The sequence below is a fragment of the Paenibacillus cellulositrophicus genome, assembly GCF_009363095.1.
In the GTDB taxonomy this organism is placed as follows: domain Bacteria; phylum Bacillota; class Bacilli; order Paenibacillales; family Paenibacillaceae; genus Paenibacillus_AQ; species Paenibacillus_AQ favisporus.
Window position 1 is genome coordinate 480,694 of the sequence record NZ_CP045295.1, and the last position, 24,803, is coordinate 505,496.

At 51.1% G+C, this 24,803-nt stretch carries 18 protein-coding genes and 1 pseudogene; 1 reads left to right on the forward strand and 18 read right to left on the reverse strand.

Annotated features, from left to right (window positions below; all coding sequences use genetic code 11):
- Positions 1–83 precede the first annotated feature (83 nt).
- The 5 genes from GCU45_RS02080 to GCU45_RS02100 form a co-directional block, all read right to left on the reverse strand.
- The gene (locus tag GCU45_RS02080; RefSeq protein ID WP_152397880.1) at positions 84–521 is read right to left on the reverse strand and encodes an Rrf2 family transcriptional regulator; all 438 of its coding nucleotides are present in this window, start codon (positions 519–521) and stop codon (positions 84–86) included.
- A gap of 112 nt (positions 522–633) precedes the next feature.
- Entirely contained in the window at positions 634–1,860 is a 1,227-nt protein-coding gene (locus GCU45_RS02085) for a copper amine oxidase N-terminal domain-containing protein (protein ID WP_152397881.1), read from the reverse strand.
- 346 nt (positions 1,861–2,206) lie between these two features.
- Entirely contained in the window at positions 2,207–4,183 is a 1,977-nt protein-coding gene (locus GCU45_RS02090; RefSeq protein ID WP_152397882.1) for a YjhG/YagF family D-xylonate dehydratase, read from the reverse strand.
- Between the two features lie 16 nt (positions 4,184–4,199).
- Positions 4,200–5,666, reverse strand: coding sequence for an alpha-ketoglutaric semialdehyde dehydrogenase GucD (gene gucD, locus GCU45_RS02095; protein ID WP_152397883.1), 1,467 nt, complete (start codon positions 5,664–5,666; stop codon positions 4,200–4,202).
- 21 nt (positions 5,667–5,687) lie between these two features.
- Positions 5,688–6,563 carry a fumarylacetoacetate hydrolase family protein gene (locus GCU45_RS02100; RefSeq protein WP_152397884.1) on the reverse strand — a complete coding sequence of 292 codons (876 nt, stop codon included), beginning with the start codon at positions 6,561–6,563 and terminating at the stop codon, positions 5,688–5,690.
- A 230-nt stretch (positions 6,564–6,793) separates the two neighbouring features.
- On the opposite strand from GCU45_RS02100, the gene GCU45_RS02105 reads away from it, so the two are divergent.
- Positions 6,794–7,657, forward strand: coding sequence for an AraC family transcriptional regulator (locus tag GCU45_RS02105; RefSeq protein WP_089550251.1), 864 nt, complete (start codon positions 6,794–6,796; stop codon positions 7,655–7,657).
- A 71-nt stretch (positions 7,658–7,728) separates the two neighbouring features.
- Here GCU45_RS02105 and GCU45_RS02110 read toward each other — a convergent pair whose 3' ends face one another.
- From GCU45_RS02110 to GCU45_RS02170, 13 genes and pseudogenes are all read right to left on the reverse strand, one after another.
- Positions 7,729–10,014 (reverse strand): glycoside hydrolase family 95 protein, encoded by a 2,286-nt coding sequence (locus GCU45_RS02110; protein WP_152397885.1) that lies wholly within the window; start codon positions 10,012–10,014, stop codon positions 7,729–7,731.
- Between the two features lie 90 nt (positions 10,015–10,104).
- Complete coding sequence (locus GCU45_RS02115) at positions 10,105–10,851, reverse strand: response regulator transcription factor (RefSeq protein WP_152397886.1); 747 nt, start codon at positions 10,849–10,851, stop codon at positions 10,105–10,107.
- Positions 10,829–12,592: a sensor histidine kinase gene (locus tag GCU45_RS02120; protein WP_152397887.1), complete on the reverse strand. Its 1,764-nt coding sequence runs from the start codon at positions 12,590–12,592 to the stop codon at positions 10,829–10,831. The genes GCU45_RS02115 and GCU45_RS02120 overlap by 23 nt, the downstream gene beginning before the upstream one ends.
- A 102-nt stretch (positions 12,593–12,694) precedes the next feature.
- Positions 12,695–14,260, reverse strand: a complete 1,566-nt coding sequence (locus GCU45_RS02125; RefSeq protein ID WP_152397888.1) for an extracellular solute-binding protein — start codon at positions 14,258–14,260, stop codon at positions 12,695–12,697.
- A 63-nt stretch (positions 14,261–14,323) separates the two neighbouring features.
- Positions 14,324–15,211 carry a carbohydrate ABC transporter permease gene (locus GCU45_RS02130; protein WP_240913115.1) on the reverse strand — a complete coding sequence of 296 codons (888 nt, stop codon included), beginning with the start codon at positions 15,209–15,211 and terminating at the stop codon, positions 14,324–14,326.
- A 15-nt stretch (positions 15,212–15,226) separates the two neighbouring features.
- Positions 15,227–16,210, reverse strand: coding sequence for an ABC transporter permease (locus tag GCU45_RS02135; RefSeq protein ID WP_145132834.1), 984 nt, complete (start codon positions 16,208–16,210; stop codon positions 15,227–15,229).
- A 194-nt stretch (positions 16,211–16,404) separates the two neighbouring features.
- Positions 16,405–17,826 (reverse strand): family 43 glycosylhydrolase, encoded by a 1,422-nt coding sequence (locus GCU45_RS02140; RefSeq protein WP_152402715.1) that lies wholly within the window; start codon positions 17,824–17,826, stop codon positions 16,405–16,407.
- A 29-nt stretch (positions 17,827–17,855) separates the two neighbouring features.
- Positions 17,856–19,679, reverse strand: a complete 1,824-nt coding sequence (locus GCU45_RS02145) for a beta-L-arabinofuranosidase domain-containing protein (RefSeq protein WP_244364579.1) — start codon at positions 19,677–19,679, stop codon at positions 17,856–17,858.
- A gap of 538 nt (positions 19,680–20,217) precedes the next feature.
- Complete coding sequence (locus tag GCU45_RS02150; RefSeq protein ID WP_152397890.1) at positions 20,218–20,706, reverse strand: NUDIX hydrolase; 489 nt, start codon at positions 20,704–20,706, stop codon at positions 20,218–20,220.
- 225 nt (positions 20,707–20,931) lie between these two features.
- A pseudogene (locus tag GCU45_RS02155) lies at positions 20,932–21,048 on the reverse strand (SRPBCC family protein); the annotation flags it as partial.
- Between the two features lie 12 nt (positions 21,049–21,060).
- Positions 21,061–22,083: an aldo/keto reductase gene (locus GCU45_RS02160; RefSeq protein WP_152397891.1), complete on the reverse strand. Its 1,023-nt coding sequence runs from the start codon at positions 22,081–22,083 to the stop codon at positions 21,061–21,063.
- Between the two features lie 444 nt (positions 22,084–22,527).
- Positions 22,528–23,772, reverse strand: a complete 1,245-nt coding sequence (locus GCU45_RS02165) for a serine hydrolase domain-containing protein (protein ID WP_425281252.1) — start codon at positions 23,770–23,772, stop codon at positions 22,528–22,530.
- Positions 23,773–23,937: 165 nt separating this feature from the next.
- Positions 23,938–24,801, reverse strand: a complete 864-nt coding sequence (locus GCU45_RS02170; protein WP_152397892.1) for a pentapeptide repeat-containing protein — start codon at positions 24,799–24,801, stop codon at positions 23,938–23,940.
- Positions 24,802–24,803 lie beyond the last annotated feature (2 nt).

The window sequence follows — 24,803 nt, forward strand, 5'->3', positions numbered from 1 at the left end:
ATCTCGGATCCAGCAGCTGCTGGCCGCTAATCTGGCCCACTCCGGCAAGCGGTTCTCGAAGAATGCCTGCCGTTGCGGCAGCATTACTGCTTCCCTTGCTCCAGCGACGAGGCGACCAGATCACGGATCGATTCCTGTGCCAGCCGGCGCTTCAACGCTTCCTCGCTGTCCTCGTAAACCGTTTGCAGAGCCGGCTGAATGCCATTGCCGATGATACAGCTCGGGTTCGGCTGGCTGTGATGCAGCTCGAATAGTGGCGTCTGCACAACGGCTTCGTACACGTCCAGCAGGCTGATCTCCTCCGGAAGGCGCGCCAGCTTCCATCCGGCCCCTGTCCCTCCGTGCTGCACCAGAACCAGGCCTGCTTTCGCGAGCTGGCCGAGAATCCGTCTCAGAAAAACCGGGCTTGTTCCTACGCTGTTCGCAATCCGGTCGGAAGGGAAAAATTCGTCCTTCTCCGACCAATAAGCCAGCCAAGTCAATATATGAAGCGCAACGGTGTAGCGGCTTACGATAGCCATTTTCGGCATCCCCTTTCAATAAAACCATTATAGTTTCATTGAACGCCTCCCGTCAACGGCTCCCTTTCTCTTCCCAGCAGCTATACGGTGTACTTTGTAATGGATTGGCTTCTCACTTCATGTCCTGCCAGCTTTTGAAATCGTGGATGGCGAAGCCGGCATAGCTTACATAATGAGCCAATTGATTATGGGCGGACTGCAGCTCTTTATCCATCATATCGCTGCTCATGGAATAGAATGAGACCCGCGGACCCTCATTGCTTTTGACCGTTTCGACAGCAATAACAATCTTCTTGTTCAGCGTGGAAGCTTCCCTCAGCATGGCCTGCGCATTTTCCACAATGCCATTACCTCCCAACGCATGATTCCGATAATTCATGATGACAAGGGAATCGAACTTCTCCAGCATCCATGCGCTCATGCTGTAATCCTTTCCCGGTAATTTAATCGTATTCAGCCAATACGGAACGTCGATCGCAATACTCAAGCCGCTTCCTTTGCTTTCTTTCTCAATCAGTCGCAAATTGTCCATCCAGCTTTCAAGAATGGTCTTATTGTCCGTGGTCCATTCGCTAAGACCATAAGGCTCAATATCGAAATGCAATCCCGTGAAGCCTGCTTCCGGGCCAACAGAGGAATTATAGGCTTTCACCCACGCTATAAATTTTTGAATATCCCCCTGCGCAGACTTTTTGGCCCATTCGGGACGGCCCTCAAGTGCCTCCACTTGAATTCCTTCCTGCTTCGCTTTCCGGATGAAGCCTTCATAAATTGCCGGATCTAGATCTCTGTCGATTTGAAGGTAAATGGATGTTACACCTTTTACTTTTGCGAAATTTAGTATTTGATCTTGATCCTGTTTGAGGATGTGACTGTCCCATATCCATGTTCCTTTGGGGACCCGGGCCACCGAAGACATGATGCTCACCAGATTGCTCGAAGGCTGCCAATCCACGTTGGAGTGCAGGGCTTCACTAATAAAGCGCAGCGGAACCATCGTGCGGCCATTTTTAAGCACCGCCGCTCCTTCAAAGTCCACCCTTTTCCCATTCACCAGTGCATAATTATGGCCAATCACCAAAATAATGATGTCACGGTCAAGCGAGATCGTGATTTGTTTTAAACTTCCGTTCCATTTCGTTGTCGCTCCAAGTTTGTCGGATACAAAAGCAAGCGGAACCATCGTAAGGCTGGATTTTTGATCGACATAGGGGTGTCCATCTGGGAATTGTACTTCACGCCCGTCCACGGATACACGGACTTCAGAAGCGTAGATCGCGGGGGTAAATGCACCTAAGCTCAGCATGATCGCCAACGTGCATACTAACCATTTTCTCATGAGTTACTTCCTTATCTTATTAAATTTGTTCTTTACCGCATTGTGCACACTTGGCCGCACATTGAAATTATACGGTATGTAATAATTGGTAACAAGCTCAACGGGCAAATTACGCTTAACCCACAGGAGCCGCTCTACTAGAAGCTATCTCGGCCAGCATTTATTCCCCTATGCATATCTCTGTTGTTCCTTACCTCCGTTAGGCTTGATGTCCTTGTCTTGAATAACAGCCCTTTACTTCAATAACAAAAGGACCACCGAAATAATCAGCAGTCCTTCTATTGATATAAAAGCAATGATCATCCTATCATTCCCCTTACAGAGGGTTGATCAGGTTTACTAGGTTTTAGTTCCAACCAAGCGCCTTTTTTCCGGCTTCGATAGCTGTGACGATTCGCTCTACATCATATACATTGCCTTTCCATGTGCCTCCGCTCACGGCTTGCAGAGCAGCCCATAGCTTCGTGTCGTCCGGGAGGTCATCATCGGGACGCATTCCTGGGTGGAATGGTCTCTGGGCCAATAATCGGGCCCCCTCATCCGGCGTTACCTCCTGGTCCCCTTCTCCGATAAAATCAACCCGCCCTTCCAGCCGGTTACGGTCAACGACAATTTCAATCAAATCGCCGTCCTTGAGCTTGCCGATCGGTCCGCCTGCCAGCGCTTCAGGGCCGACATGACCGATGCACGCGCCGGTTGAGACGCCGGAAAAACGGGCATCGGTGATAAGCGACACATATTTACCGAAGGGCAGGTGCTTAAGCGCGGACGTGAGCTGATACGTCTCCTCCATGCCCGTTCCGGACGGTCCCCTGCCAATGAGAACCATGATATCACCTGCCTGAATCCCCCCGTTCTTAATCGCACGGATCGCGTCGCGTTCGGTTGTAAACACCTTGGCCCTGCCTTTATGGTGATATATGCCTTCCTCATTCAGGACGGAAGGGTCAATCGATGTGGATTTGATCACAGAGCCTTCCGGAGCGATATTCCCGGTTGGAAACGTGACGGTGGAAGTGATGCCAAGGAGCCGCGATTGTTCCGGGCTCATAATGACACTGTCCGGATCGATTCCGTCCTTTTCCTTAAGCTGCTTGCGCAGCCGATGACGACGCTCCGACGATTCCCACCAATCAAGAACTTCTCCCAGTGATGAGCCCGTTACCGTAAGCACCGATTCATCTAACACACCGAGACGTCTGAGGTGCAGCATCACTTCAGGCACGCCTCCGGCCAGAAATACCCGAATGGTCGGGTGAAAAACCGGGCCGTTCGGTAGTACGCTGACGATGCGCGGTACATCCCGGTTGACGTGGATCCAATCCTGAACCGCCGGCACCTGTAATCCAGCTGCGTGGGCGATCGCAGGGATGTGGAGCAGCAGATTGGTCGAGCCTCCGAAAGCAGCATGAACGACCATGGCATTTCGTACCGCCGCATCTGTGAGGATGTCGCCCATCCGCAGTCCTTGAGACTCCATCGCCATCAGCGCACGGGAGGATTGACGGGCCATTTCCTCCCAGATGGGCTGGCCCGAAGGCGCGAGCGCGGCATGGGGAACCGTCATGCCAAGCGCCTCGGCGACAACTTGGGCCGTTGCCGCCGTACCGAGAAACTGGCAACCCCCACCAGGCGTCGCGCAGGCCCGGCAGCCAAGCTCCGCCGCTGCTTCCAGCGTGATTTCGCCGCTCGAGTACCTGGCGCCGATCGTTTGGATTTTGCCGGCATCCTCCCCTTCGGTCGGCGGAAGCGTTACCCCTCCGGGAACGATAATTCCCGGAAGCTGCGGCATGCCCGCAAGCGCAAGCATCATGGCAGGCAGCCCCTTGTCACAGGTGGCAACGCCAATAACACCTTTTCGCGTAGGCAGCGAGCGGATAAGCCGGCGAAACACGAGGGCTGCGTCGTTCCGGTAGGGGAGCGAATCGAACATACCCGACGTTCCCTGTGACCTGCCGTCACAGGGGTCGCTCACGTAGCCGGCGAACGGGATACCACCGCGGCCGGAAATTTCCTCCGCCGCAGCCTTCATCAGCAAGCCAACCTCCCAGTGTCCTGTGTGATATCCCAGGGCTACGGGACTGCCGTCCTCTTGCCGAATCCCTCCCTGCGTGCTCAGAATCAGAAACTGCTTTCCGTTCAGTTCTCCCGGCTTCCAGCCCATCCCGACGTTTTGGGACATGCCAAACAGGTCTCCGCTTGGGGCATTTCTCAGCAGATCATCTGTTAATGGCAGCCTTCCCTGTACCCCGGGGGCATGCGTTGTAATGTCGCCGCTTGTCAGGTCATCCTTCCCCATGATCGACTTGATCAAATTGTGCATGGCACCCTCCCCAAGATTATGGCTTCACGAAAACCGTTTTGATGGAAGTGAAAAATTCGATGGCCGCCTGCCCCTGTTCCCTGGAGTGCGAGCTCGACATTTTCATCCCGCCGAACGGAGCCTGCAGCTCAACGCCCGCTGTTTCCGCATTCACCCGGACCAGCCCGGCATCCATGTCCTGAATAAAGGACAGCATGGCGCCTATATTTTGCGTATAGATGGAGGCACTCAAGCCATAATCGCTATCGTTGGCCGTCGCTATCGCTTCTTCAAGGCTGTCCACGGCAATCAGGGCAAGCACCGGACCGAAAATTTCCTCCCTGGCAATGGACATTTGAGGTGTCACCCCGTCAAATACGGTCGGCTGGACATAGAACCCGTCCGCAAGTGCCGGGCCGCTCGCCCTTGCCCCTCCGGTCAGCAATACGGCTCCTTCATCCAGCCCTTTTTGGATGTAGTGCAGCACAGTTTCCAGCTGCCTTTCATTAGCGCAGGGCCCCATCCAGGTCTCGGGTAACATGCCGTCACCAAGCCGAATGCCCTCGATTTGGGACAGCAGCTTCGCTTTAAAAGCTTCATACACTTTGCGCACAACGATCACCCGGCTGGTCGCCGTGCACTTTTGGCCGGTGGATTTCAAGCCACCGCTGATCGTCGCTTCGACCGCCAAATCCAGGTTCGCATCCTCGGCGACAATAATCGGGTTTTTGCCGCCCATCTCGAGCTGGTACTTGGCTCCTCGGGCCAGCGCGGCCGCGCCGACGCGCTTCCCGACTTCGTTGGAGCCCGTGAAAGTGATTCCGCCCACGTCCGGATGCTCCACAAGCGCTGAACCGACCACCGAACCGCTGCCGCATACAAGATTGAAGACACCCGCCGGAATTCCCGCCTCCTCGAAGCATTCGGCCAATTTGGCTGCGGTCACAGCCGTTTCCTGGGCCGGTTTCAACACAACGGTATTGCCGTATATCAGAGCCGGCGCAGTCTTCCAGAGGGGGATGGCTACGGGGAAATTCCACGGGGCGATCACACCGACAACCCCCAGCGGCACCCGGGTCGTGAACATCAGCGCCTCGCTGTCCGTCGAAGGTATCACGTCACCGGACTTGCGCATCCCCTCACCGGCGTAGTACCGCAAGATAGCGACCCCGCGCATCGTCTCCCCCTTGGCTTCCGCCAGCGTCTTGCCCATTTCTCTTGTCATTGCCTCGGCGACCTCATGGGCCCGCCGTTCCAATACACTGGCCGCACGAAACAAGATATTGCCGCGTTCCGATCCGGGCAGGCTGCGCCATGCCCGCCGGGCTGCTGTGGCTGCTGCGACGGCACGGTTCACATCCTCTTCTGTGGAAACCGGTACATAACCGACCACTTCATGGCGATTGGCGGGGTTGATGCTGGGCTCCGTTTGTCCGGTGGAAGCCGCCGTCCATTCTCCATAGATGAAATTACGATAAATCTGTTCTCCCTGGAATGCTGTCATGACAATCTCCTCCCCAAATCCCTAGTTTGATATAACGTGGTTCACCAACATCCCGATCCCGCTAATCGAAATTTCGATGCGGTCGCCGGGAGCAAGCGTGAAGTCGGCCGGCGGCACAATAGCTGTGCCCGTCAACAGAACGGTACCGTCAAACAAATCGTTGTCCGCCGCCAGGAAGCGGACCAGCTCATCCAGCTTGCGGTTTAACTGACTTGTGCTTGCCTCACTTTCCACCACAACGAGGTCTTCGCGGTAAATCTGACAGACGATTTTGAAATCGTAGGGGTCTTCGACGGTATCAGCGAGCCGGATCGCGGGCCCGATCGAGCAGGACTTCCGCCATATTTTAGCTTGCGGCAGATATAGCGGGTTCTCCCCCTCGATATCGCGGCAGCTCATATCATTGCCAGCCGTGTATCCCACGATGGTCCCGTCGCCGGCAAGCACCAAGCCAAGCTCCGGCTCGGGGATTTGCCATACCGAATCGCTGCGCAGCGTTACTTCCTGATTCGGTCCGACCGTGCGTGCTGCCGTGGATTTCAAAAATATTTCGGGTCTCACGGCGTCATAGACTTTGTCGTAGAACGTCTCCGCATCCATTCTTCCGCCAGTGGCTTCATAATTCCTCGCCTCCCGGCTGCGCTGATAGGTGACGCCGGCTGCCCAGACCTCCGGCGCATCTACTGGAGTCAGCAGCTGCAATGATGGCCATGCGGCAGTCAGCTCATTTTGCGGTGTAATAGCGCTTTCAACAATTCGGACAGGTGAAACGCCCTTCTCCCTGGCCTCATTAATCAACGATATCAAATCAGAGTGAGGCAATGGATAAGCCTTCTCATCATCCGTAACCGCCGCGAGTCTCGTCTGCCGTCCGTCCAAATATCGAATAATTCGCATTCAATATTGCCCCCAATTTCTCCCTATAAGGGTTGATAATACTACCATATCATCGCCTATGACCCTTGACGATACGCTAATCTTCACTTCGATTTACCCTTTTCACGCATTTCTTTTCCGGAAGGATCAAGCTATAATCGTAACAAATTGATAACTTGTACCATACAGAGGAGGGTATCGCCGTGACCGAGCTTCCCGGAGTCTATGTTGGCCGTCTTCCCGATGTCCGCATGTCATTTCAGCTGTTGGGCCTTCATGCGCGAAAAGTGGATTCCCGCTGGACCTATCCTTCCCACGAGCATCCCATGTACGAGATCCACTGGGTCGTGGAGGGAGAAATGGACATGGTGATTAATGGGCGAAAATACCGGCAGTCCCGGGGGGACCTGCTGTTCATCCATCCGGGCATGACGCATTCCTGCACCCGTGCCGGATCCCAGGGTTTCACCTACTTTTCCGTTCACTTCAGCGTGGACGATACATCCTTTTGCAAGGAGCTCAACCGCTGTAAGGAATTTTATTATCCGTCAGACTCGCCGTTAGTCCAAGGGCTGTCTCCGTCTTTATCGACGCTGTATCGTCTTGCGGCAGAGCACCTGCGCAGCCCGCTCCCAACATCCAAACAGATGAAGGTCCATGCGGCTGTCTTCGAGCTTCTTGGGTCCCTGGTTGGCCAACTGTCAGAGACTGCAACCGTCGCCCGATCCAAAAAGGAATCACTTGCTCAGCAGATCGCCGAGCAAATAGAAGATTCCGTAAAATACATTCTCCTTCATGGAGAGATTCGGGAAAACGAACGAACCTGGATCCAGGACATTGCCAAGTCGGTTCATATGAGTCCTTCGCAAGTGAACCGCATCTTTAAGCAGATCTACGGGAAAGCCCCGCGTAAGTTTATGTCCGAAACGCTGCTGAACGAAGCACAGCGCTTGCTGCTGCAAACCGATTTGGGGATCGACCACATCGCCATGATTCTCGGATATAAAACCAATTCGCATTTCAGCCGCCAGTTCAAGCGGTGGACGGGGATGGCTCCCAGCGAGTACCGAAATCAAGTCCAGCAGCAGCCCTTAGCTTATGAGCCGGATCAGTAACTCATTTAACGATATCCTATAATCGGCTACCTCTATGATCCGGTCATAAGTTTTTAAACAGTCACAAGCAATTAAGGTGTTATTTCATCACTCATTCGTTTGGTGAACGTGTAGGAGCGGCCGGCTTCCCCCTCAAACGAAACGGGATCAAGACCAGGTGCTTCCAGACGGCATGGACCGGAAACCGCACAGGTTACGACCGCTTCAGTAACGTGGCCCTTCGTCCAGGTGAAATTCAAGGTGAAGCCGCCCCGAGCCCGTAGCCCTCTGACTTCCCCATCGTTCCAGCTGTCAGGCAATGCGGGCAGCAGCCGGATCAAACCAGAGTGGCTCTGCAGCAGCATCTCGGCAATGCCCGCCGTGCCGCCGAAATTGCCATCGATCTGGAACGGCGGATGGTTGTCGAACAGGTTCGGCAGCGTAGAATGATGGAGCATCGCTCTTACATTTTCATTGGCCTTGTCCGCATCGTGCAGCCGGGCCCAGAAGTTGATAATCCACGCCCGGCTCCAGCCGGTGTGTCCACCGCCGTTAGCTAGCCTGCGTTCCAGCGTCGTCCGGGCCGCTGCTGCCAGCTCCGGCGTGGAATCCACGTTAATGCCTTCGCCCGGATAAAGCCCGAATAGATGGGAGATATGGCGGTGTCCCGGCTCCACCTCCTCGTAATCCTCCATCCACTCCTGAATTTGTCCATGTTTGCCGATTTGCGGTTTGGGCAGCCGCTTCAAGGCGGCAGCGAGCTCCTCTCGGAACGCCTCATCTCTCTCAATGATTTCCCCGCTGCGGATGCAAGCATCAAACAGCGCTTCGATGATCTGAAAATCCATGGTGGCCCCGGCGCAGAGAACTCCTGTTTCGCCATTGGGTAGCCTGTAGCTGTTCTCAGGGGAGACAGACGGACAAGTCATCAAGCGTCCCTCGTTGTCCTCGATTAAATAATCGAGCAGGAACAACGCTGCCTCTTTCATCGTCTCATAGGCACGCGCTAGAAAATAACGATCCTGGCTGAAGCGATAATGCTCCCACAAATGCAGGCACAGCCAGGCAGCGCCCATCGGCCAGAAGGATGCCGGAAGATATGTGTCCTGCGGCGCCGTATCCGCCCAAATGTCCGTATTGTGATGCGCCGTGAATCCCCGGCAGCCATACATGACACTGGCCGTGACCCGCCCGGGCTCACGCATCCTTTCGAGCAAATCGAACAATGGCTCATGGCATTCGGACAGATTGCAGTTTTCCGCCGGCCAGTAGTTCATCTGCGTGTTAATATTGATCGTGAATTTACTGTCCCAAGGCGGAGTAAAGCTATCGTTCCAGATCCCTTGAAGGTTTGCAGGCAGGGAACCCGGCCGGCTGGAGGAAATAAGCAAGTATCGGCCGAATTGAAAATACGTTTCGATCAGCCCGTTATCCTCTTCGCCCTCTCGGAACCGCTTCAGTCTTTCATCGGTCGGCAGCGCGTTTTTGCCTGGGCTATCCGGCAGCCTCAGGGTAACCCGCCCGAACAACGCAAAGTAATCCTTCACATGTCGGGCAAGCAGCTCGGCATAGGAAACCTGGCTCAATTCCTCTAACTGTCGTTTGCCGTAAAGCACCGGATCGGGATGCCGGAAGGTGGTACCCGCGGCAAGCAGCAGCGTAACCGCATCCGCATTTTCAACCAATAAATATTCGCCTATGGTCTTACACACTCCGCCTTCTGGAAGCGCCTTCACGATAGCGCAGAACGAGCTGCCTCCTTTGCCGCCGCATTCCCCTTGCATCACAAGTCCCTGCTGGCCCCATTTTTCAGTCTTCTCCATGTATCTCCAGTTGCGGCGGTTAAACCTTGCCTTTAAGGAAAGCGCCCCCTTCTTGTCAGCGGAAATCCGCATCATGATCGCCTGATCCGGGTAACTGGCAAACAGCTCACGGATATACCGGACATCTCCGATCCGGTAGCTGACCCGGGAAACGCCGCGTTCCAAATCCAGCTCCCGTACGTAATCCCCAGCCTTCTCATGACGATCGAACGAAATCAGAAGATCGCCGAGCGGCAAGTAGTGCCTCTGCGATTCGGGCAGCCCCGCCATCGTCATCCCCGCAAGGGCCTCCGCCTCCTTCAGGCGTCCCTCCATAATCAGTTTGCGGATTTCCGGCAGATGCGGCAGGGCGTCTTTGTTATTGCGATCACGCGGACCGCCATACCATACAGAATCTTCGTTCAGCTGCAGTTTCTCCTCGGTTATTCCGCCAAAGATCATGGCGCCGAGCCGGCCGTTCCCAATCGGCAATGCCTCGTTCCACTCTGCGGCAGGCTTGAGGTACCATAATCGCTGTTTCTGTTCCACGGTCTCCGTGGGATTCGTATTCGTCATGCTTTTCCTCCAATCCGCCTCACAGGCGAAAAAATGGTGTGTTCAATCCAGTTCAATCAACGTTTTAATGACCATGAGTCATCTCCCAGTTTAGCAGCTTTCCTTTGAGTCCACCTCTATATTATCCATATCATCTGTTTCACGGTAGGCACCTGGTGTGATCCCTGTATACTTTTTGAAGACTTTGGTGAAATAATGTTTATTTTCAAACCCCGCCCGCCGACCGACTTCGCTTACGGAAAGATGCCGATGCGTCCTCAGCAATTTCTGCGCTTCCTTGATCCGAAATGCGTTCAAATAATTAACAAACGTGTCTCCTGTCACCTTCTTGAACAGGCTGCTGATGTAATTCGGATGAAGGTTCATCAAATCGGCAAGGTGATCCAAGGAAAGATCGTTCATAAAATTCGTTTGCGTGTAAGCAAGAATGCGTTTCGTGTGCCGTTCACAGTCGGAATCGGCTTCGGAAGGCAGCTCTTCATCGATAAGTGCTAGCAGCTTAGCAATTTCGTCTTTGTCCAGCGGTTTAAGTAAATAATCCACAACGCCGCTGCGCAGTGCTCTTCTTACGTATTCAAATTCGTCATAGCCAGTCAGAATAATAAACCGCTTACACAGTCCATTCCCTTTCGCCTCCTCCATCAACTCGAACCCGTTTTTTTCCGGCATATGAAGATCCGTCACCGTGACATCCGGCATAAAACCCTTCATGATTTCAAGAGCCTCAAAAGCGTTGCCTGCCTCTCGCACCTCAGTACCGAGCGGAGCCGCGTCCTTGATGACCTTGACTAATCCCTCAAGAATAATCGGCTCATCATCTACAATCAATAGTTTCATCGTTAACCGCCGCCCCTTTCGTTATGATGATTGTGAGACATGTTCCTAGTCCCTGCTCACTATCAAGAACCAGCCGTGAATCACCGCCGAAAAAGGATTTCACCCGTTCGCTGACGTTAATCAGGCCAACACCACCGCCCTCGGTCTCTCTGCTGGAATAGTTGTCACTATCCCCCATGAGCAGTGTACGGAGCCTGGACAGCTTGTCCTCCGGCATGCCTGCCCCACTGTCAGATATGGAGATCCGAACTTCGTCCGCCGTTTCATACGCACGCAGCCTGATATGGACGGGCCGAAGTGTTGCTGCAGCTCCGTGGACGATGCTGTTCTCGATCAAGGGCTGGAGCATGAACCGGGGACAATCAATCCGATCTGCATCCACATCGATGTCCAGCTCGTAGCTCAGTCTGTTTCGGAGCCGCATCTTGTGAATCTTAAGATAGAAGATGACCGTCTCGATTTCCTGGGCGAGAACCGTATGATCCTCCTTGGAGGACAAGCTGTAACGCATCAGCTTCCCGAACCAAAAGGAAATGTCGGCTACCTCCTTATCGTTATTGGACTCGGCCAGCATTCTGATCGTTTCGAGCGTATTATAAAGAAAATGCGGTTTGATTTGAGCCTGAAGCACTTTATAGGCCGCTTCTTTATTTCGCAGCTCGGCCCGGTGGACATTGTTAATCAATTCGTCCATCCGCTGAATCATCGAATTGTAAGTCATGATCAGAAAGCCAATCTCATCCTGACGGTTCGGACTGTCGTGCTTGCTGATGTACGGTCTCATATTGTTGTCGTCCAGGTTACGCATGTGTCTAGCCAGGCGAAGAATGCGTTTGGTGATTGTGGAAGCGAGTACATAATACGCTAGCGACAATGCCGCCAAAAAAACGATGACGGTTGAGATCAGAATCATCTCCTTGCGCTTGATCGCGTGAAACACGACGTCTACTTTTCCAATCACAACAACTCTGACCCCAAGCTCCTCAAAGGAAAGCTGATTCACGATCGTTTTCCGGTTAATGAAATAGGGCTTATTGTCACTTCCGCCGAGCAGTTTGAGCGTCTCCTCATCCATTCCGGAAGCCGTGTCCTCCGCTGCCTCCTCACCAAACGGTAACAGGATCGCCTCCCAGTCACCTTCTATGCCGATAGCCTTGTAAAATTTCTGCATGAGACTGCCGCCAATGCGCAGCTCCAGAAGCCCGACAATTTCAGTAAACTCCGGGTTATAAATGTTCTGATAAAAAGCAAGCCGCGGTTGCTGAGCTTCCGGATCTTGGACAATCCATCCTCCTTGACCGGGTTTTAATGAACCTGCTATCTTCTTGCCCTGTGCATCAAGAGATGACATATCGAGAAAACGGTCGGTAATTCGAAGCGCTTGTTTCTTGGTTTTATAGATTCGAAGCGACTCGATTTCCGGATTGGCAAATAGCGATTGTGTCATGATCGGACTGATATAACGGTTGTAGGCATAAATGCTTTCGGCGTCGGATCCATAAATTCCGCCCAAGTAGTCCGTGACATAAGGGTTATATTGCAGCAAGCGATGAACAGATTCGATGCGGGTCAGATCCGCTTTCATATTTGCCTTGGCCTGTTCCAGGATCTTTTGCCGGCTTTCTACGAATTGTTGGGTCAGATTGCCGTATATTTGTACGTAGTAGTAATATCCAAACGTAACGACCGGGATAAAGACAAAGAAAATATATCCGATAATAATTTTGCGCACGATACTCACGGTCTTGAATCCCCCCGCTGCCGGTTTATTTCTACTAAACGTACCATGAGCAAGCAAAATCCGGTAGAGATTTTACGTCCCTACCGGTTTAATGACATCGTGTTACTCAAACAAACTTTTCTTCTTCTGGTATGTCTCATTTGCCCAATCGACAAGCTGCTGCAAGCCCATATTCTCGGCGGTCTTCACCATGTTCTCGTAATTGGCAACCGCCTCTTCTTCGGATTTCGCCAGGTAAATCTTGACCTTCTCATTCTTGATCATCTCGTCGATTTTTGTTTTGAGCGTCTTTTCTTTGGAGTCCGGCTGCGTTTGGATAAGACCGATCGCCGGTTTATAGGTCGTGATGGCCTTCGTCTCCATTAACGCCTGTGTTTTCTGCGCTCCGGGAACATAGGACAACATGCCTTCGGTGACCCCGTCATTGTACAAGTACCACCATTTGATTCCGTTGCCGTTAACGAAATCGGCATCCGATGGGTCGTATTTCAGATTTGGATAACCCGCTTCATTCCAGGTCCAATGTTCGCCTTCGACACCAAACATGGTCAATTTTTTGCCTTCGTCGCTTGCCAGGTATTGAATAAACTTGATGGATGCTTCCGGATCCTTATTTTTCTTCGTAATGAAGGTACCCGCAAATCCCAAGCCTGTACTCACAGCTTTGGCATCCTTCGATAATGCGCTCGGAAGCATTTTCAACGTAAAGGCGCCCCCGTTACTCTTGATTTTATTGTTGTCCGCTTCCGCAGCGGAAACGGTGTAGCCGTGAGCAAAGGCTTTGCCGCTTGTCACATATTGATCATCAATCTGATCATTCGCAAAAGCAAAATTTTCCGCGAGAATGTATCCGTTGCGATATAAGCTGTTCATAAACTTGAAATACTCCAGCATCTTCGGTTGTCTGATCGCATAATCGATTTTGCTGTCTCGTTCATACCAGCCGTCAATGAGCGCTTCCGTTCCGAACTGCTGCATAAAGTACTGCTCAACCCATTCCTTATCCAGAACCAGCGGTACCATTTCCGGGTGCTTCTGCTTGACCATGCCTAAAACTTTTACAAAATCGTCCAGCGATTGGATCGGCGGATTGCCGAGCTCCTTCAGAATATCTTCCCGAACGGCAATACCTGGATGGCCGTCGCTGCCAATCGAATATTTGTTTTGAGCCATTTCCTCCTGCGTAGCGAAGGAATTCCGCACCGTATAGAAGTTGCCGTCGTCCATCGTATGGATCGCAATTCTCGTTTTGTCGATTTTGAAATCGGGCGCATATTTTTCGATTAACTCATTCCAAGGATAGGACAGCTTCGAGTCCGACAGCCGATCGATGTTAGCATACGTGAAGACGAGGTCCGGCAAATCTCCTGAAGCGATCATCAACGGCAGCTGCTTATCGTCGGTTGCCACAGTGACATTCAGCTTGACTCCTGTCTTTTCGGTAATTTTCTCGGCTACCGGGCCTTTCCATTCCTTAACGGGATACCACGGCGCATCGATAAACAGCGATAATTCTTTCACGCCGCCTGATGATGCCGACGAATCACCGTCCTGCTTCGCGGCCGAGTCCCCGCCGTTACCGTTGCCGCCGCAGGCGGACAGCATTGTAAAAGCAAGCACCGCAGACAGTGCCGCAGCGAGCAGCTTATAGCTCTTGATTGTTTTCAAGTGTACCCCTCCAATGGATTTACTGGTATTTTAATGTAAGCGGTTAAATATAGAAACAGCGATTTACCCTTTCACAGATCCTAACATAATTCCATGCACAAAATATTTTTGCAAAAACGGGTATACGCATATGATCGGCACGATGGAGATGACCATCGCCGTCACCTGCAGCGAGAAGCTTGTCACTCCAGCCGAAGCCGAGGCGCTGTTTGCTACAGCAATGGAGTCCAGCGGCGTGTTGCTCTTGTTGATCACTTCCATCATCCGGAAGGTAAGCGTTCGCAAGTTTTCCGATTGCACGAAATAGGCCGAGTCCAGCCATGAATTCCATTGGCCGACGCCCATAAATAACGCCATCGTGGCGAGTACCGGCGTCGAGACCGGCAGGATGATCCGAAAAAAGATCTTGAGTTCGCCAGCGCCGTCGATATGCGCCGATTCTTTCAGTTCGCCCGGGATTTCGCGGAAGAACGAGATGGCAATGAGCAGGAAAAACGTGTTGAGCATGGACGGCACGATGTACACTGCAAATGAATTAAGCAATCCGATCGAGCGCAGCACAACATAATAAGGAATCAATCCGCCGGAAAAGTACATCGCGAAAATGATGACCGTAAAATACGTTTTGCTGAACAACAAATCACGGTGTGAAAGGGCGTAAGCGACCAGGCTTGTGAGCAGCAGTCCCAATGCCGTACCCGATATCGTCCGGGCAACCGTGACCAAAAAGGCTCGATACCACTTCGGATCTTCCAGAAATATTTTGTAATTTTCCAGAGTTACGTTTCGTGGCCACAAATAAATGCCTCCCAGGAGCGTATCGGAGCCTTTGTTAAACGAGGCGATGAATACATAATAGAATGGATACAGCATGATGAGCATCAATATAAACAACATGATGTAAATAAAGCTGTCAAAAATAACATCCTTCTGTCTTTGGCTCTTAAGCACCACCAGCCCTCCTTTTTAGAATAAGCTTGATCCCGACACACGCTTGGCGATAAAGTTGCTCGAAAAAATCAAAATGACCGAGATAACGGACTGAATGAGATCGATTGCTGCCGCGTAGGAAAATCGCCCGTCACTCAGACCAACCTTGAATGCGTACGTCTGAACAATTTCCGATGTCGGATTGTTGATACTGTTGCCGTATAAGTAGGCTTGTTCGAAGTTGGAGCCAACCAGGCCGCCTCCGAGAATACTGCCAATGGTCAACACCAGCACGACGACGATCGTTCCCCTGATTCCCGGAAGTGTGATATATCGGATCCGTGCCAGCCTGCCGGCACCGTCCATCTCGGCAGCTTCGTAAAGCGAAGGATTAATCCCCGTGATGGCGGCCAGGAAGATGATCGTCCACCAGCCCATTTCCTTCCAAATCGCACTGCCGACGGCAAGCCCCCAGAAATAGTTCGGACTCGTCAAAATGTTGAGCGGTTTGTCAATCAGACCGGTTTCGACCAGGGCCCGGTTTACCATGCCAACATCCGCAGACAGGAAGGCGTAGGATACGCCGACGACAACAACCCAGGAAATAAAATGCGGCAGGTAGCTGATCGTCTGAACGAATCGCTTGAACGCCATATTTTTCACTTCATTCAACAGGATCGCAAGCAAAATCGGTGCGGGAAAAGCGAAGATGACCTTCAGTAAGCTCAGGACAAGCGTGTTGCGTACAATCGTGGCAAACTGATAATCATGGATAAATTCATCGAAATATCTCAAACCGACCCACTCGCTGGTAAAGATCCCCTTGATCCCATTTGAAATACTGTAATCTTTAAACGCCATAAGAATACCGAACATCGGCGTGTACGAGAAAATCAGCAGAAAGATCATACCCAGCCCTACAAATACATGCAGTACTTTTTGCTTTTTGAACCGCTTCCATAATTGGTGCTGCTGACCGCCGTGATCCGCAGTTCTCGTAAACTGTGCATCCAAATCCATTTGCGCTCCTCCTTTATTGCTAGTCTATCCTCTTGACCCATCTGCTCGTAAGCCAACATTCTTAAGAAAGCGTTGTCATTTTTTAATACTCGGCCTCCATGGCTAAAAGATCACACAAACCAAAAAAGCAGTTCCGGAAAATGCTCGGAACTGCTTATGTATTTTTTCGGGAAGCTGGTTCCCTGGCGGGCGGCCTACTCTAAAATAAACGAAGCCAGATCCGCGCTTCCGCTGCCTGTGTACGTAAAATATAGAGCCTGTATGCCATCCGGAATGACGAGACCCGTTGAATATTCCGTCCATATATTCGTGAAGTTAACGGGTATTTTTCCGAGAGCCGGTCCGTCCCAAGTCGTTTTAATTTCAAAGTTGCCCTGGCAATAACCACGCACCTTGAGTTTCACCTTCCGGATTCCTTGGCAGTCGAAATACTTGAAACCAGCAGTAGCGGAGTCTGTCATGTTAGCGATGTATCCGATCTCTTCGTCCCCGTCTCTTCCCTCCTGCGTGATCTTCGGAAAACGGCTGTCCATCCATGCCCCTGAGCCGAAACCGCCTGTATACAATTCTTCGTCTTTACAGAACAGATTACATGCCAAGTAGGCGTGGTATTCACCGCGACCCACAAGCGGGCCGTCATTGGGACCGCAAGAGGTCATTTCCACTTGAGGAATCGTTCCATCCTCCCGAATGACGATCGGTTCGATGCAGCCCTGCCGACTAAAAGCCGTACCGTTGGTATGGCGATGATAAAAAATGAACCATCTATCGTTCATTTCCACAATGCTGCCATGGTTATTACCGCCGTAATACATCGGTTTGTCCGCCGGTTTGTAGGAATCGATGTGAAGATCATTGTTGCTTATGATGACGCCCTGATAAATGAAGCCTTTTGTCGGAAATTTACTGGTGGCATAACATAATTCATGCATGACAATCGATGAATAGACAAGATAATAGGTATCACCCTTCTTACGGATGGAGGGAGCCTCAAAAAATTCATGCCCTTCAAACCCGCTTCCCGCACTGTAAGGTTCACTTGGGGCGACAAATACAGGTTCCTCCACAATGGTAAGCATATCTTCACCAAGCACCGTGGCCATTGCGCCATGTCTGGATTTATCTTTGGGTGCACAGAAACCAGTATATAAGTACGTCTTCTTCCCTTCTGTCAACACACCCGGATCAAACTGGGGCTCGTCTCCTTCTCTTTCGCCCAAGCGTGTACCGTCCGCGTACCTTACGTATCCGTAAAATTCATACCTTCCAGCAGGTGTATCGCAGACGGCAACCGAAACAACCGGCACCTTATCCAGGACATAATAAAGATAATAACGACCATCCGGTCCGACGGTAACGTCCGGCGCATAAAGACACATCCTGCCATCAAGATTTAGCGGGTCTTCCGTTTTGGTGTAGATCACACCCTCATACCGCCAGTCGCCTAGATCATTTACGGGTGCCGACCAGCAAGCGTAGTCGTTTAAACAAAACACATGTCCGTTAAATCGGTCATGCGAGCCATATACATAAATTCTGTCGTTAAAAACGTACGGTTCTCCGTCAGGTATGTATTCCCACGATGGGAGATAGGGGTTTAGACCCTGTTTTTTCATCATAAACGTTCACTCCTTTAAATATGCCTTCACGCTTCTTCATACGCCGAGCTGCCATCTTTAGCAAAGGAAAGACGGCGGTTGAGGCTGGAATCCTCTTCTAAGTCCAAATATACGGAATACGCTTCTTCCTCAACTCTGAATAGCGGTATGAGTTTCGCTTGTTTGACTTGGTCATCGTCAAGGGCAAACTCCAGTTGCTTCTTTTCCGATCTGACGAATCTTTCGTTGATATTTGCATTTGACACCCCTTGCAAAAGCGAACCTTGCCCGATCTGAGCCAGTAACACGGTGCCAAACATCACCGCCGCCAAACGGTCTGAACCTTGGAGCGGAACCAAATGCAGGGAAGCCTCTATTTCAATTTCGATCGTATCCTGATCCTGAAAAACACGTTGAATCCCGACGTACCCGTTTTCCCTGACAAGTTCAATCGGAGCGGAATTGATTTTTACAGCTTTGACTGCTTTTTCCTTGAGTATTAGTTTGAAAGCTGACGGTTCGGCTGCATCAACCACGAGCTTGGACGTAAGCCCATCGGGGAATTCCGTATGCTGTGTGATTGTGACATGCTTTTCTTTCCAAACCACAGAAGATGGAATAAAGGCATTCATCAGCAGAGCATCCCCGCTTTTAAACCAGATATTCTTCTGCAGCTCGCTCATTGCCTCGATGCCTGAGGCGGTACAACACCAGAAGGAATCGTACGGATCGCTGAATTTTTTGGTCGCGCAGTTACCCATCGGCTGGTGGTATTGCGAAAGGCCCGTTTCATCGCTGGCGCTATTCAACACCGCATTGTATTTCAGCGATTCCATATGATCCAGATACTCAACCGCCCCGTACCATTCAAACAACCGCTCCAGAATCCTTTCCGTATTATGCGCGCAGCAACCCTCACTTTCGCCGCCGGTCAATGCATCTGCCAGCTGTCCGCAGCCTCCCCAGTGCTCCGATTTTTCAGAAACTCCGCCTTTGATAAAATGGGTGGCCTTTGAGCTGTTGTTTCCATTGGCAAAAGTTCTTCCCTTTAAGTAATCATAAAAATTCAAGGCCGCCGTTCTATATTTCTCCTCGCCCGTAAGGTCAAACCGGTGCATTGCCGCAATAATCATCGGCAGGTGAGTGTTTGCGTGCAGATTTTCAAGCACATCCTTACCGTCTGCGAGATGATCCAGGAAATAATCCCTGTCGAAGAGTTGGGCCAGCTCAAGTATTTTGGCATCGCCGGTGATGTCATACAAGGTGTACAGGGCATCGCCGATCCCTCCGTACTCATTTACAGGGTTTACCTTCGTACAACGGAGCATCCCATCGATTTTCCAGAAGGAAAGCTCTTCAAAACGTCCGTGAATGTAGTGGGCCAGGTTTACGGAAAGAGCCAGGGCTTTTTCACTGCCGAGATACGCATAGCAATCGACCAACCCCTGGATAATCTTGTGCAGGGTGTAGTACGGCGCCCATACATTTCGATTTTCCTCGAATTCGAGCGTATCGAGCTTCTCCTCTTCGAAAGCGCTCAAATATCCGTTAGGCTTAGCGCATAACTCCATCATATCAACGATTTCATTGGCTTTTGATTTCAATCCCTCGTCCTGATCGGCAAAGGCAAATTTGGAACAGGCAGACAGATAATGCCCGACGAAATGTCCTCGAAGACCGCCATCTTCGCTTTCCCACCCGCTTAAGGGCTCCGCGTTGGACGGAAGCCCGGCATTCATTTTGAACGTATGCATAAGACGGTTCAGATCAAATTCAATAATATACTTTTTTACAAGTTGTCTGCGAAATGCAAAGGAACTGTCTGTCAACCTTACTTCATCAAGGCGAAAGTTGGTAAACAAACCGGTCACCTCTTTTCCATCGGTTATGATCCATACCATAAAAATGTATTAGCCTCGGCCCAATGTACGAGCATCGGAACCGAGAAAAGAAGTTGCACCGGGTTCCCTGCTTCCCCCTGTATATATACAAGGTAGAGCATCAAGCCGGGGTTCGTTCCACTCTCCCTGTCCGTTGGCATAATGAGATGGAAATCATCTATTTGTCCAAAGTGATTGCAGATATTTGCCAGTTCAAAAGGATGGAACAAAGGAGAAAGGTAGAATACTTTCTTCAATATTAGGCCTTTGAACCGTCCACATCCATATATTCGGTCCACCTTAATAGTTAGTCTATCTTCATGCCCCATTTGCTCGTAAGCCAACATTCTTAAGAAAGCGTTGTCATATTTTAATAATCAGCGTCCATGGCTTTATCATTAAATGATCTCCCGAACTAAAAACAGTTCCGGAAAATGCCTGGAACTGCTTCCGTATTTGTATAGCCTGGTTGCCCAGGCGGATGACTCCAAAAAAGCAGCTGACCACTGAGTGTCACAGTTAAAAATTACTACATGTTCCTTTGCAGCTTGACCTGACATTCAGACGTTGTTGCAGTGACGTACTCCATATAATTCACAGAGCCGTTAAAGTTCAAATAAGCTTCGTAGCGCATGCGGATTGCGGGTGAGGTAATCAAATCCAGAACATTTTCTTTTGGAACCCACCTGCATTCGCTCGTTTCCTCAGACGTCGCTAACTCTCCCCCCACAGCTGTACACACGAAATCAAACATGACCTTCGTAGGAACATCAGTTACACCGTCATACCACTTATGGATCGCTGTATTTGAAACAACACTGATTAAATGGCTAACCGTGGCGTCTATTCCACTTTCCTCTTTGATTTCACGGATCACGCCATCCATCAGGTTTTCGCCAACTTCGGTGATTCCCCCCGGATATACCCAACCGTCGTCATGCGCTTTTACTAATAGGATATTTCCCTTTCCATCTTCTACAATACCGCCTGCAGATACGATATGTGTCGGAAACGCCAATTAAAGACCCCCTTAACTTGATGATTTGTCTATGTATTCCTCTTGCTTCATGCACTTTCCTGCTTTTATGGAAAGGATGATATGACCCACAAGTTCGAACCTTGAGCAAAGCAAATAATAATAGGGCATATTTTATAAACGCTTCTTTATTTGAGCGAACAAAAAAAGAGTGCATCCAAGTTCAAATTTCGACTCGAATACACTCCTCTTTTACTTATTAAATTTTCAATCTAAAAATGCTTGACGTAATGCCTCTAAGCCGTCTTGATAGATCCCATGGAACAGATCAATAGCCTCTTGATCACTGACCCCTGCCGGGGTAAAACTGCCAGACAGCCGTATGTGCCATGTTCATTACTCCCCTATTGATTTCATGTCGATAGGCAGCGGTGCATGGGGTGCTACCAGTTTTTGTTCGCGCATTTCTTCCCAGAAAGCTGCCGGAATGACTGTGTTCAATGCAGCTTTGTCTTCTGCAATCCGCTCAGGACGACTTGCACCAGGAATGACGGCTGCAACCGCCGGATTAGCCAGCGAAAATTGTAAAGCAGCCGCCTTGATGCTGATTTGATGACGATCTGCAATATTTTTGATTTTCTCAACTTTTGCCACAATTTCCGGTGTCGCTTTTTGATACTCGAAGTGGGTACCTCCCGCAAGAACACCTGAGCTATATGGTCCGCCGACAACAATGTCCATCTTATGTTTTACTGCCGCGGGCATAACTCGCTGCAGCGCACGCTCATGGTCCAATAAGGTGTACCGACCAGCCAGCAAAGATACATCCGGCTTGGCTTCTTCCAATTCCAGCATGAGTTCGATCGACTCTACCCGGTTTACTCCGAGTCCCCAGCCTTTAATGACTCCTTCTTCACGTAAACGTGTGAGCGCACGGAATGCCCCGGTTCGAGCCGTTTCAAATTGCGAAATCCACTCATCACCATAAAAGTCTTGCGCGACATCATGAATATAAACGAAGTCCAGACGATCTGTTTTTAAACGTTTCAAACTATCCTCGATCGAGCGGAGGGTCGCATCCGCACTGTAGTCGTTGATGATTTTATTCTTGCGACCGAATTCGAAAAGTCCCCCTTTTTCCCCTAAATCACGCGCAGATGGATCTTCCAATTCATCCGAAATAATTCGGCCTACTTTTGTACTTAAAACGTACTCATCCCGGTTTCTTTTCGACAATGCTTCACCCAGACGAATCTCCGCCAAGCCAGATCCATACAGCGGAGCTGTGTCAAAGTAACGGATGCCGCTCTCCCAAGCCGCATCTACAGTGGCTATAGCTTCTTCCTCCGGGATATTGCGATACATATTACCTAACGGCGCCGTACCAAATCCAATTTTTCCTTGCAGTATATTTCTCATCTAAGATGTCCTCCGAATATATTTAATTCAATTTGATAGTACATCGATATGGAAATCAATGCCTATTCAAATCAACAAATGTCATTTTATCCTCTGACAAAAATAGATTATGAAGCATTTAAATAGAGAAAGGAAGTACGCACTTTGAAGTACTATAGGCACCAAAAAGTACTCTACTCCCTACATCCGTCCAGTTGTTCTGGTCCTCGGTTTTGTAAGGTAACGTATATCGTAAAAATACAAATAACCGCAATGATACGGCTTACAAGCGTGAGACGTTCATGCAAATAAAAAGACAGCCGATCATAATGACGGCCGCCTTCTAACCTGCTTCATTATTTAATATGCTAATCGAATCCCAGAATCTCAAAATGATGGAGAATTTTCTGAAAGGCTCTGTGCCCTTTCTTGAGGTGGTACATCGAGGCTAATGTTACCCGGGTGTCAGTCTTCGATGGCCTGATAGACCGTTGTCCAGAAGTCGTGGATAAGCCGCGCTGAATCCGGAGTAGACATCCCAACCTGGGTGAGAAGAATACACGTAAGCTGGTTGTGCGGGTCGGCGTAGGTCGTGGTGCCGCTTCCGCCGTCCCAGCCGAACTGGCCGATGGGCGCGTAATCACCACGATAGGTTCGCACAGCCATCCCGAAGCCCCAGCCGCCGTGCTGTCCTTGACCGAATGACACATGGACATTGTTCGTGGCCATGGCGTGTCGGGCGGCTTGCTGCTCGGGTGTGAGGCGGTTGGTGGTCATCAGCTCGACGGCGGGCCGGGACAGGATCCGTTGGTTCCCGTGCATCCCCTGATTCAGCAGCATTTGAAAGTACGCGTGGTAGTCATCAACAGTGGAGCAAAGTCCGCCTCCGCCGCCCTGGAACGCCGGAGGCTGGCTGTAGCGTCCCCCTTCGGCTTCGTCCCAAACGGTGAACTCACCGGTCTGCGGGTTGGGGGCGTAAAGGGGCGGCAGGCGGTCGATCTTGTCGGCGGTCACATGGAAGCCGGTGTCTCTCATGCCGAGGGGATCGAAGATGCGCTCGCGCAGAAATGTCTCAAACGACTTGCCCGTGACCCTGGCCACGAGTACGCCGAGCAGATCGTTGCTGATGTGGTACTGCCAGCGCTCTCCGGGCTGGTGCATCAGCGGAAGCGCACCAAGGCGGCGCATCCACTCATCCGGCTCGGGCATCGGTTCCGGCAGATCTGGCGTGAGCCCTTGCTCGAAAATTGAGTTCATGATCGGCGTGCCCAGCGACGTCATATCCATACCAAGCCCGAATGTGGAGGTCAAAATGTCCCTTACGGTGATCGGACGCCGCGCCGGCACGGTATCGTCCAGCGGGCCGTCGGCTCTCTTCAGCACCCGCCGGTCGGCGAGTTCGGGCAGCCACGGGTCTACCACATCGTCCAGCCGCAGCCTGCACTCGTCAAGCAGGACCATGGCCGCAGCCATCGTGACCGGCTTGGAAGTGGACGCCATCCGGAAGATCGTATCCCGGCGCATCGGCGCGCCTCCGTCATGGCGCATCGTGCCGATCGCTTCGACGTGCGTTTCACCGTTCCGGCTGACCAGGGCGACGAGCCCGGGAATTTTCCCCGAATCGACATGCCGTGCCAGCACGTCGCGCATTCTTTGCAGCCCGGTTTCGGAGAAGCCGCTGCTGCTTTTTCCCGATATCATCTTTTCCATTTAGATGACCTCTCTTTACTTTTTATCAGCCCTATGATTCTCTCTTGTCATTCATGCTTAAAAGCCCTTTGTCAAAAAGGAAAATTAGCTGCATCAACGAGACGAAATATCGGCAAGTAAAAGATGGCTCACCTCCTGTTCCGGGTATCCAAATCGAGATATGTACTAGATCACCGTAACCTTGGACAAATTGGCATCCATACCCTTGAGTGCGGCAAAGGTCAGCTTATCCATCGTCGCCCCGTCAAAACAAACGGTTTTGATCGCACGGTAATACTTCTTGGTCAACAGGGAACCTTGGAAAGATACATTCTTGAGCGTCGCGCTCTTAAATGAAACTTCTTTCAATCCAGCTTTATCGAACTTGACGCCGACGAAGATTTGACCGTCAAAACGCTGTCCGCTCAAATCGGAGGACGTGAAATCCACCCCGTCGAAAACACAGTTTTCAAAAACAGTTTTGGTGAGAGCGGTCATCGTGAGGTTGACGTCCGTCAGATGAACGCCTGTGAATTTTGCTCCGGCCAGCCATGATTTGTTGAAGTTCGTACGCACGAGGATGGATTTATTGAAGCTTGCATTCGCAAGGTCCAGGGTAGATAAGTTGCAGTCGGTCAGATTAGCGCCGTCGAAACGGGCGTCCCGCACGTCACTGCTCTTAAACGAGCTGCCGGTCAAGTCCGCATTCGTGAAGTCGGATCCCCGCAGCGCGCTCGCTTTGAATTTTCCCTTATGCGCGGTAACACCCGCAAAGTCGCTCCCCGCCAAGTTGCTCGCACTGAGGTTGGTCAGCACCTGCCGCTCCAGCGAACGGGAGAGATTCGCCACTTCCAATACAGTTTGTTCAATGTCGCCGATGCTGTCGATGGTCATCTCCAATGCCGTTTCATCGTCCTTGCCCTCGGCTTTCAATTCACGGAACCGCTCCTGCAAATCGGAGTGCAGGTCCGCCTTTAATTCGCTGACGCTCTTTACCCCATCGTACGGTGCAAAAACCCCATTCAGATAGTTCGTCAATTTCTCGTTCATCC

Bases quoted from the DNA above. Each gene is read 5' to 3' on its own strand.
- GCU45_RS02170 (WP_152397892.1), bottom strand. From the start codon at position 24,801: ATGAACGAGAAATTGACGAACTATCTGAATGGGGTTTTTGCACCGTAC.
- GCU45_RS02080 (WP_152397880.1), bottom strand. From the start codon at position 521: ATGGCTATCGTAAGCCGCTACACCGTTGCGCTTCATATATTGACTTGG.
- GCU45_RS02140 (WP_152402715.1), bottom strand. From the start codon at position 17,826: ATGAAAAAACAGGGTCTAAACCCCTATCTCCCATCGTGGGAATACATA.
- GCU45_RS02165 (WP_425281252.1), bottom strand. From the start codon at position 23,772: ATGGAAAAGATGATATCGGGAAAAAGCAGCAGCGGCTTCTCCGAAACC.
- GCU45_RS02110 (WP_152397885.1), bottom strand. From the start codon at position 10,014: ATGACGAATACGAATCCCACGGAGACCGTGGAACAGAAACAGCGATTA.
- GCU45_RS02135 (WP_145132834.1), bottom strand. From the start codon at position 16,210: ATGGATTTGGATGCACAGTTTACGAGAACTGCGGATCACGGCGGTCAG.
- GCU45_RS02100 (WP_152397884.1), bottom strand. From the start codon at position 6,563: ATGCGAATTATTCGATATTTGGACGGACGGCAGACGAGACTCGCGGCG.
- GCU45_RS02105 (WP_089550251.1), top strand. From the start codon at position 6,794: ATGTCATTTCAGCTGTTGGGCCTTCATGCGCGAAAAGTGGATTCCCGC.
- GCU45_RS02090 (WP_152397882.1), bottom strand. From the start codon at position 4,183: ATGCACAATTTGATCAAGTCGATCATGGGGAAGGATGACCTGACAAGC.
- GCU45_RS02160 (WP_152397891.1), bottom strand. From the start codon at position 22,083: ATGAGAAATATACTGCAAGGAAAAATTGGATTTGGTACGGCGCCGTTA.
- GCU45_RS02085 (WP_152397881.1), bottom strand. From the start codon at position 1,860: ATGAGAAAATGGTTAGTATGCACGTTGGCGATCATGCTGAGCTTAGGT.
- gucD (WP_152397883.1), bottom strand. From the start codon at position 5,666: ATGACAGCATTCCAGGGAGAACAGATTTATCGTAATTTCATCTATGGA.
- GCU45_RS02115 (WP_152397886.1), bottom strand. From the start codon at position 10,851: ATGAAACTATTGATTGTAGATGATGAGCCGATTATTCTTGAGGGATTA.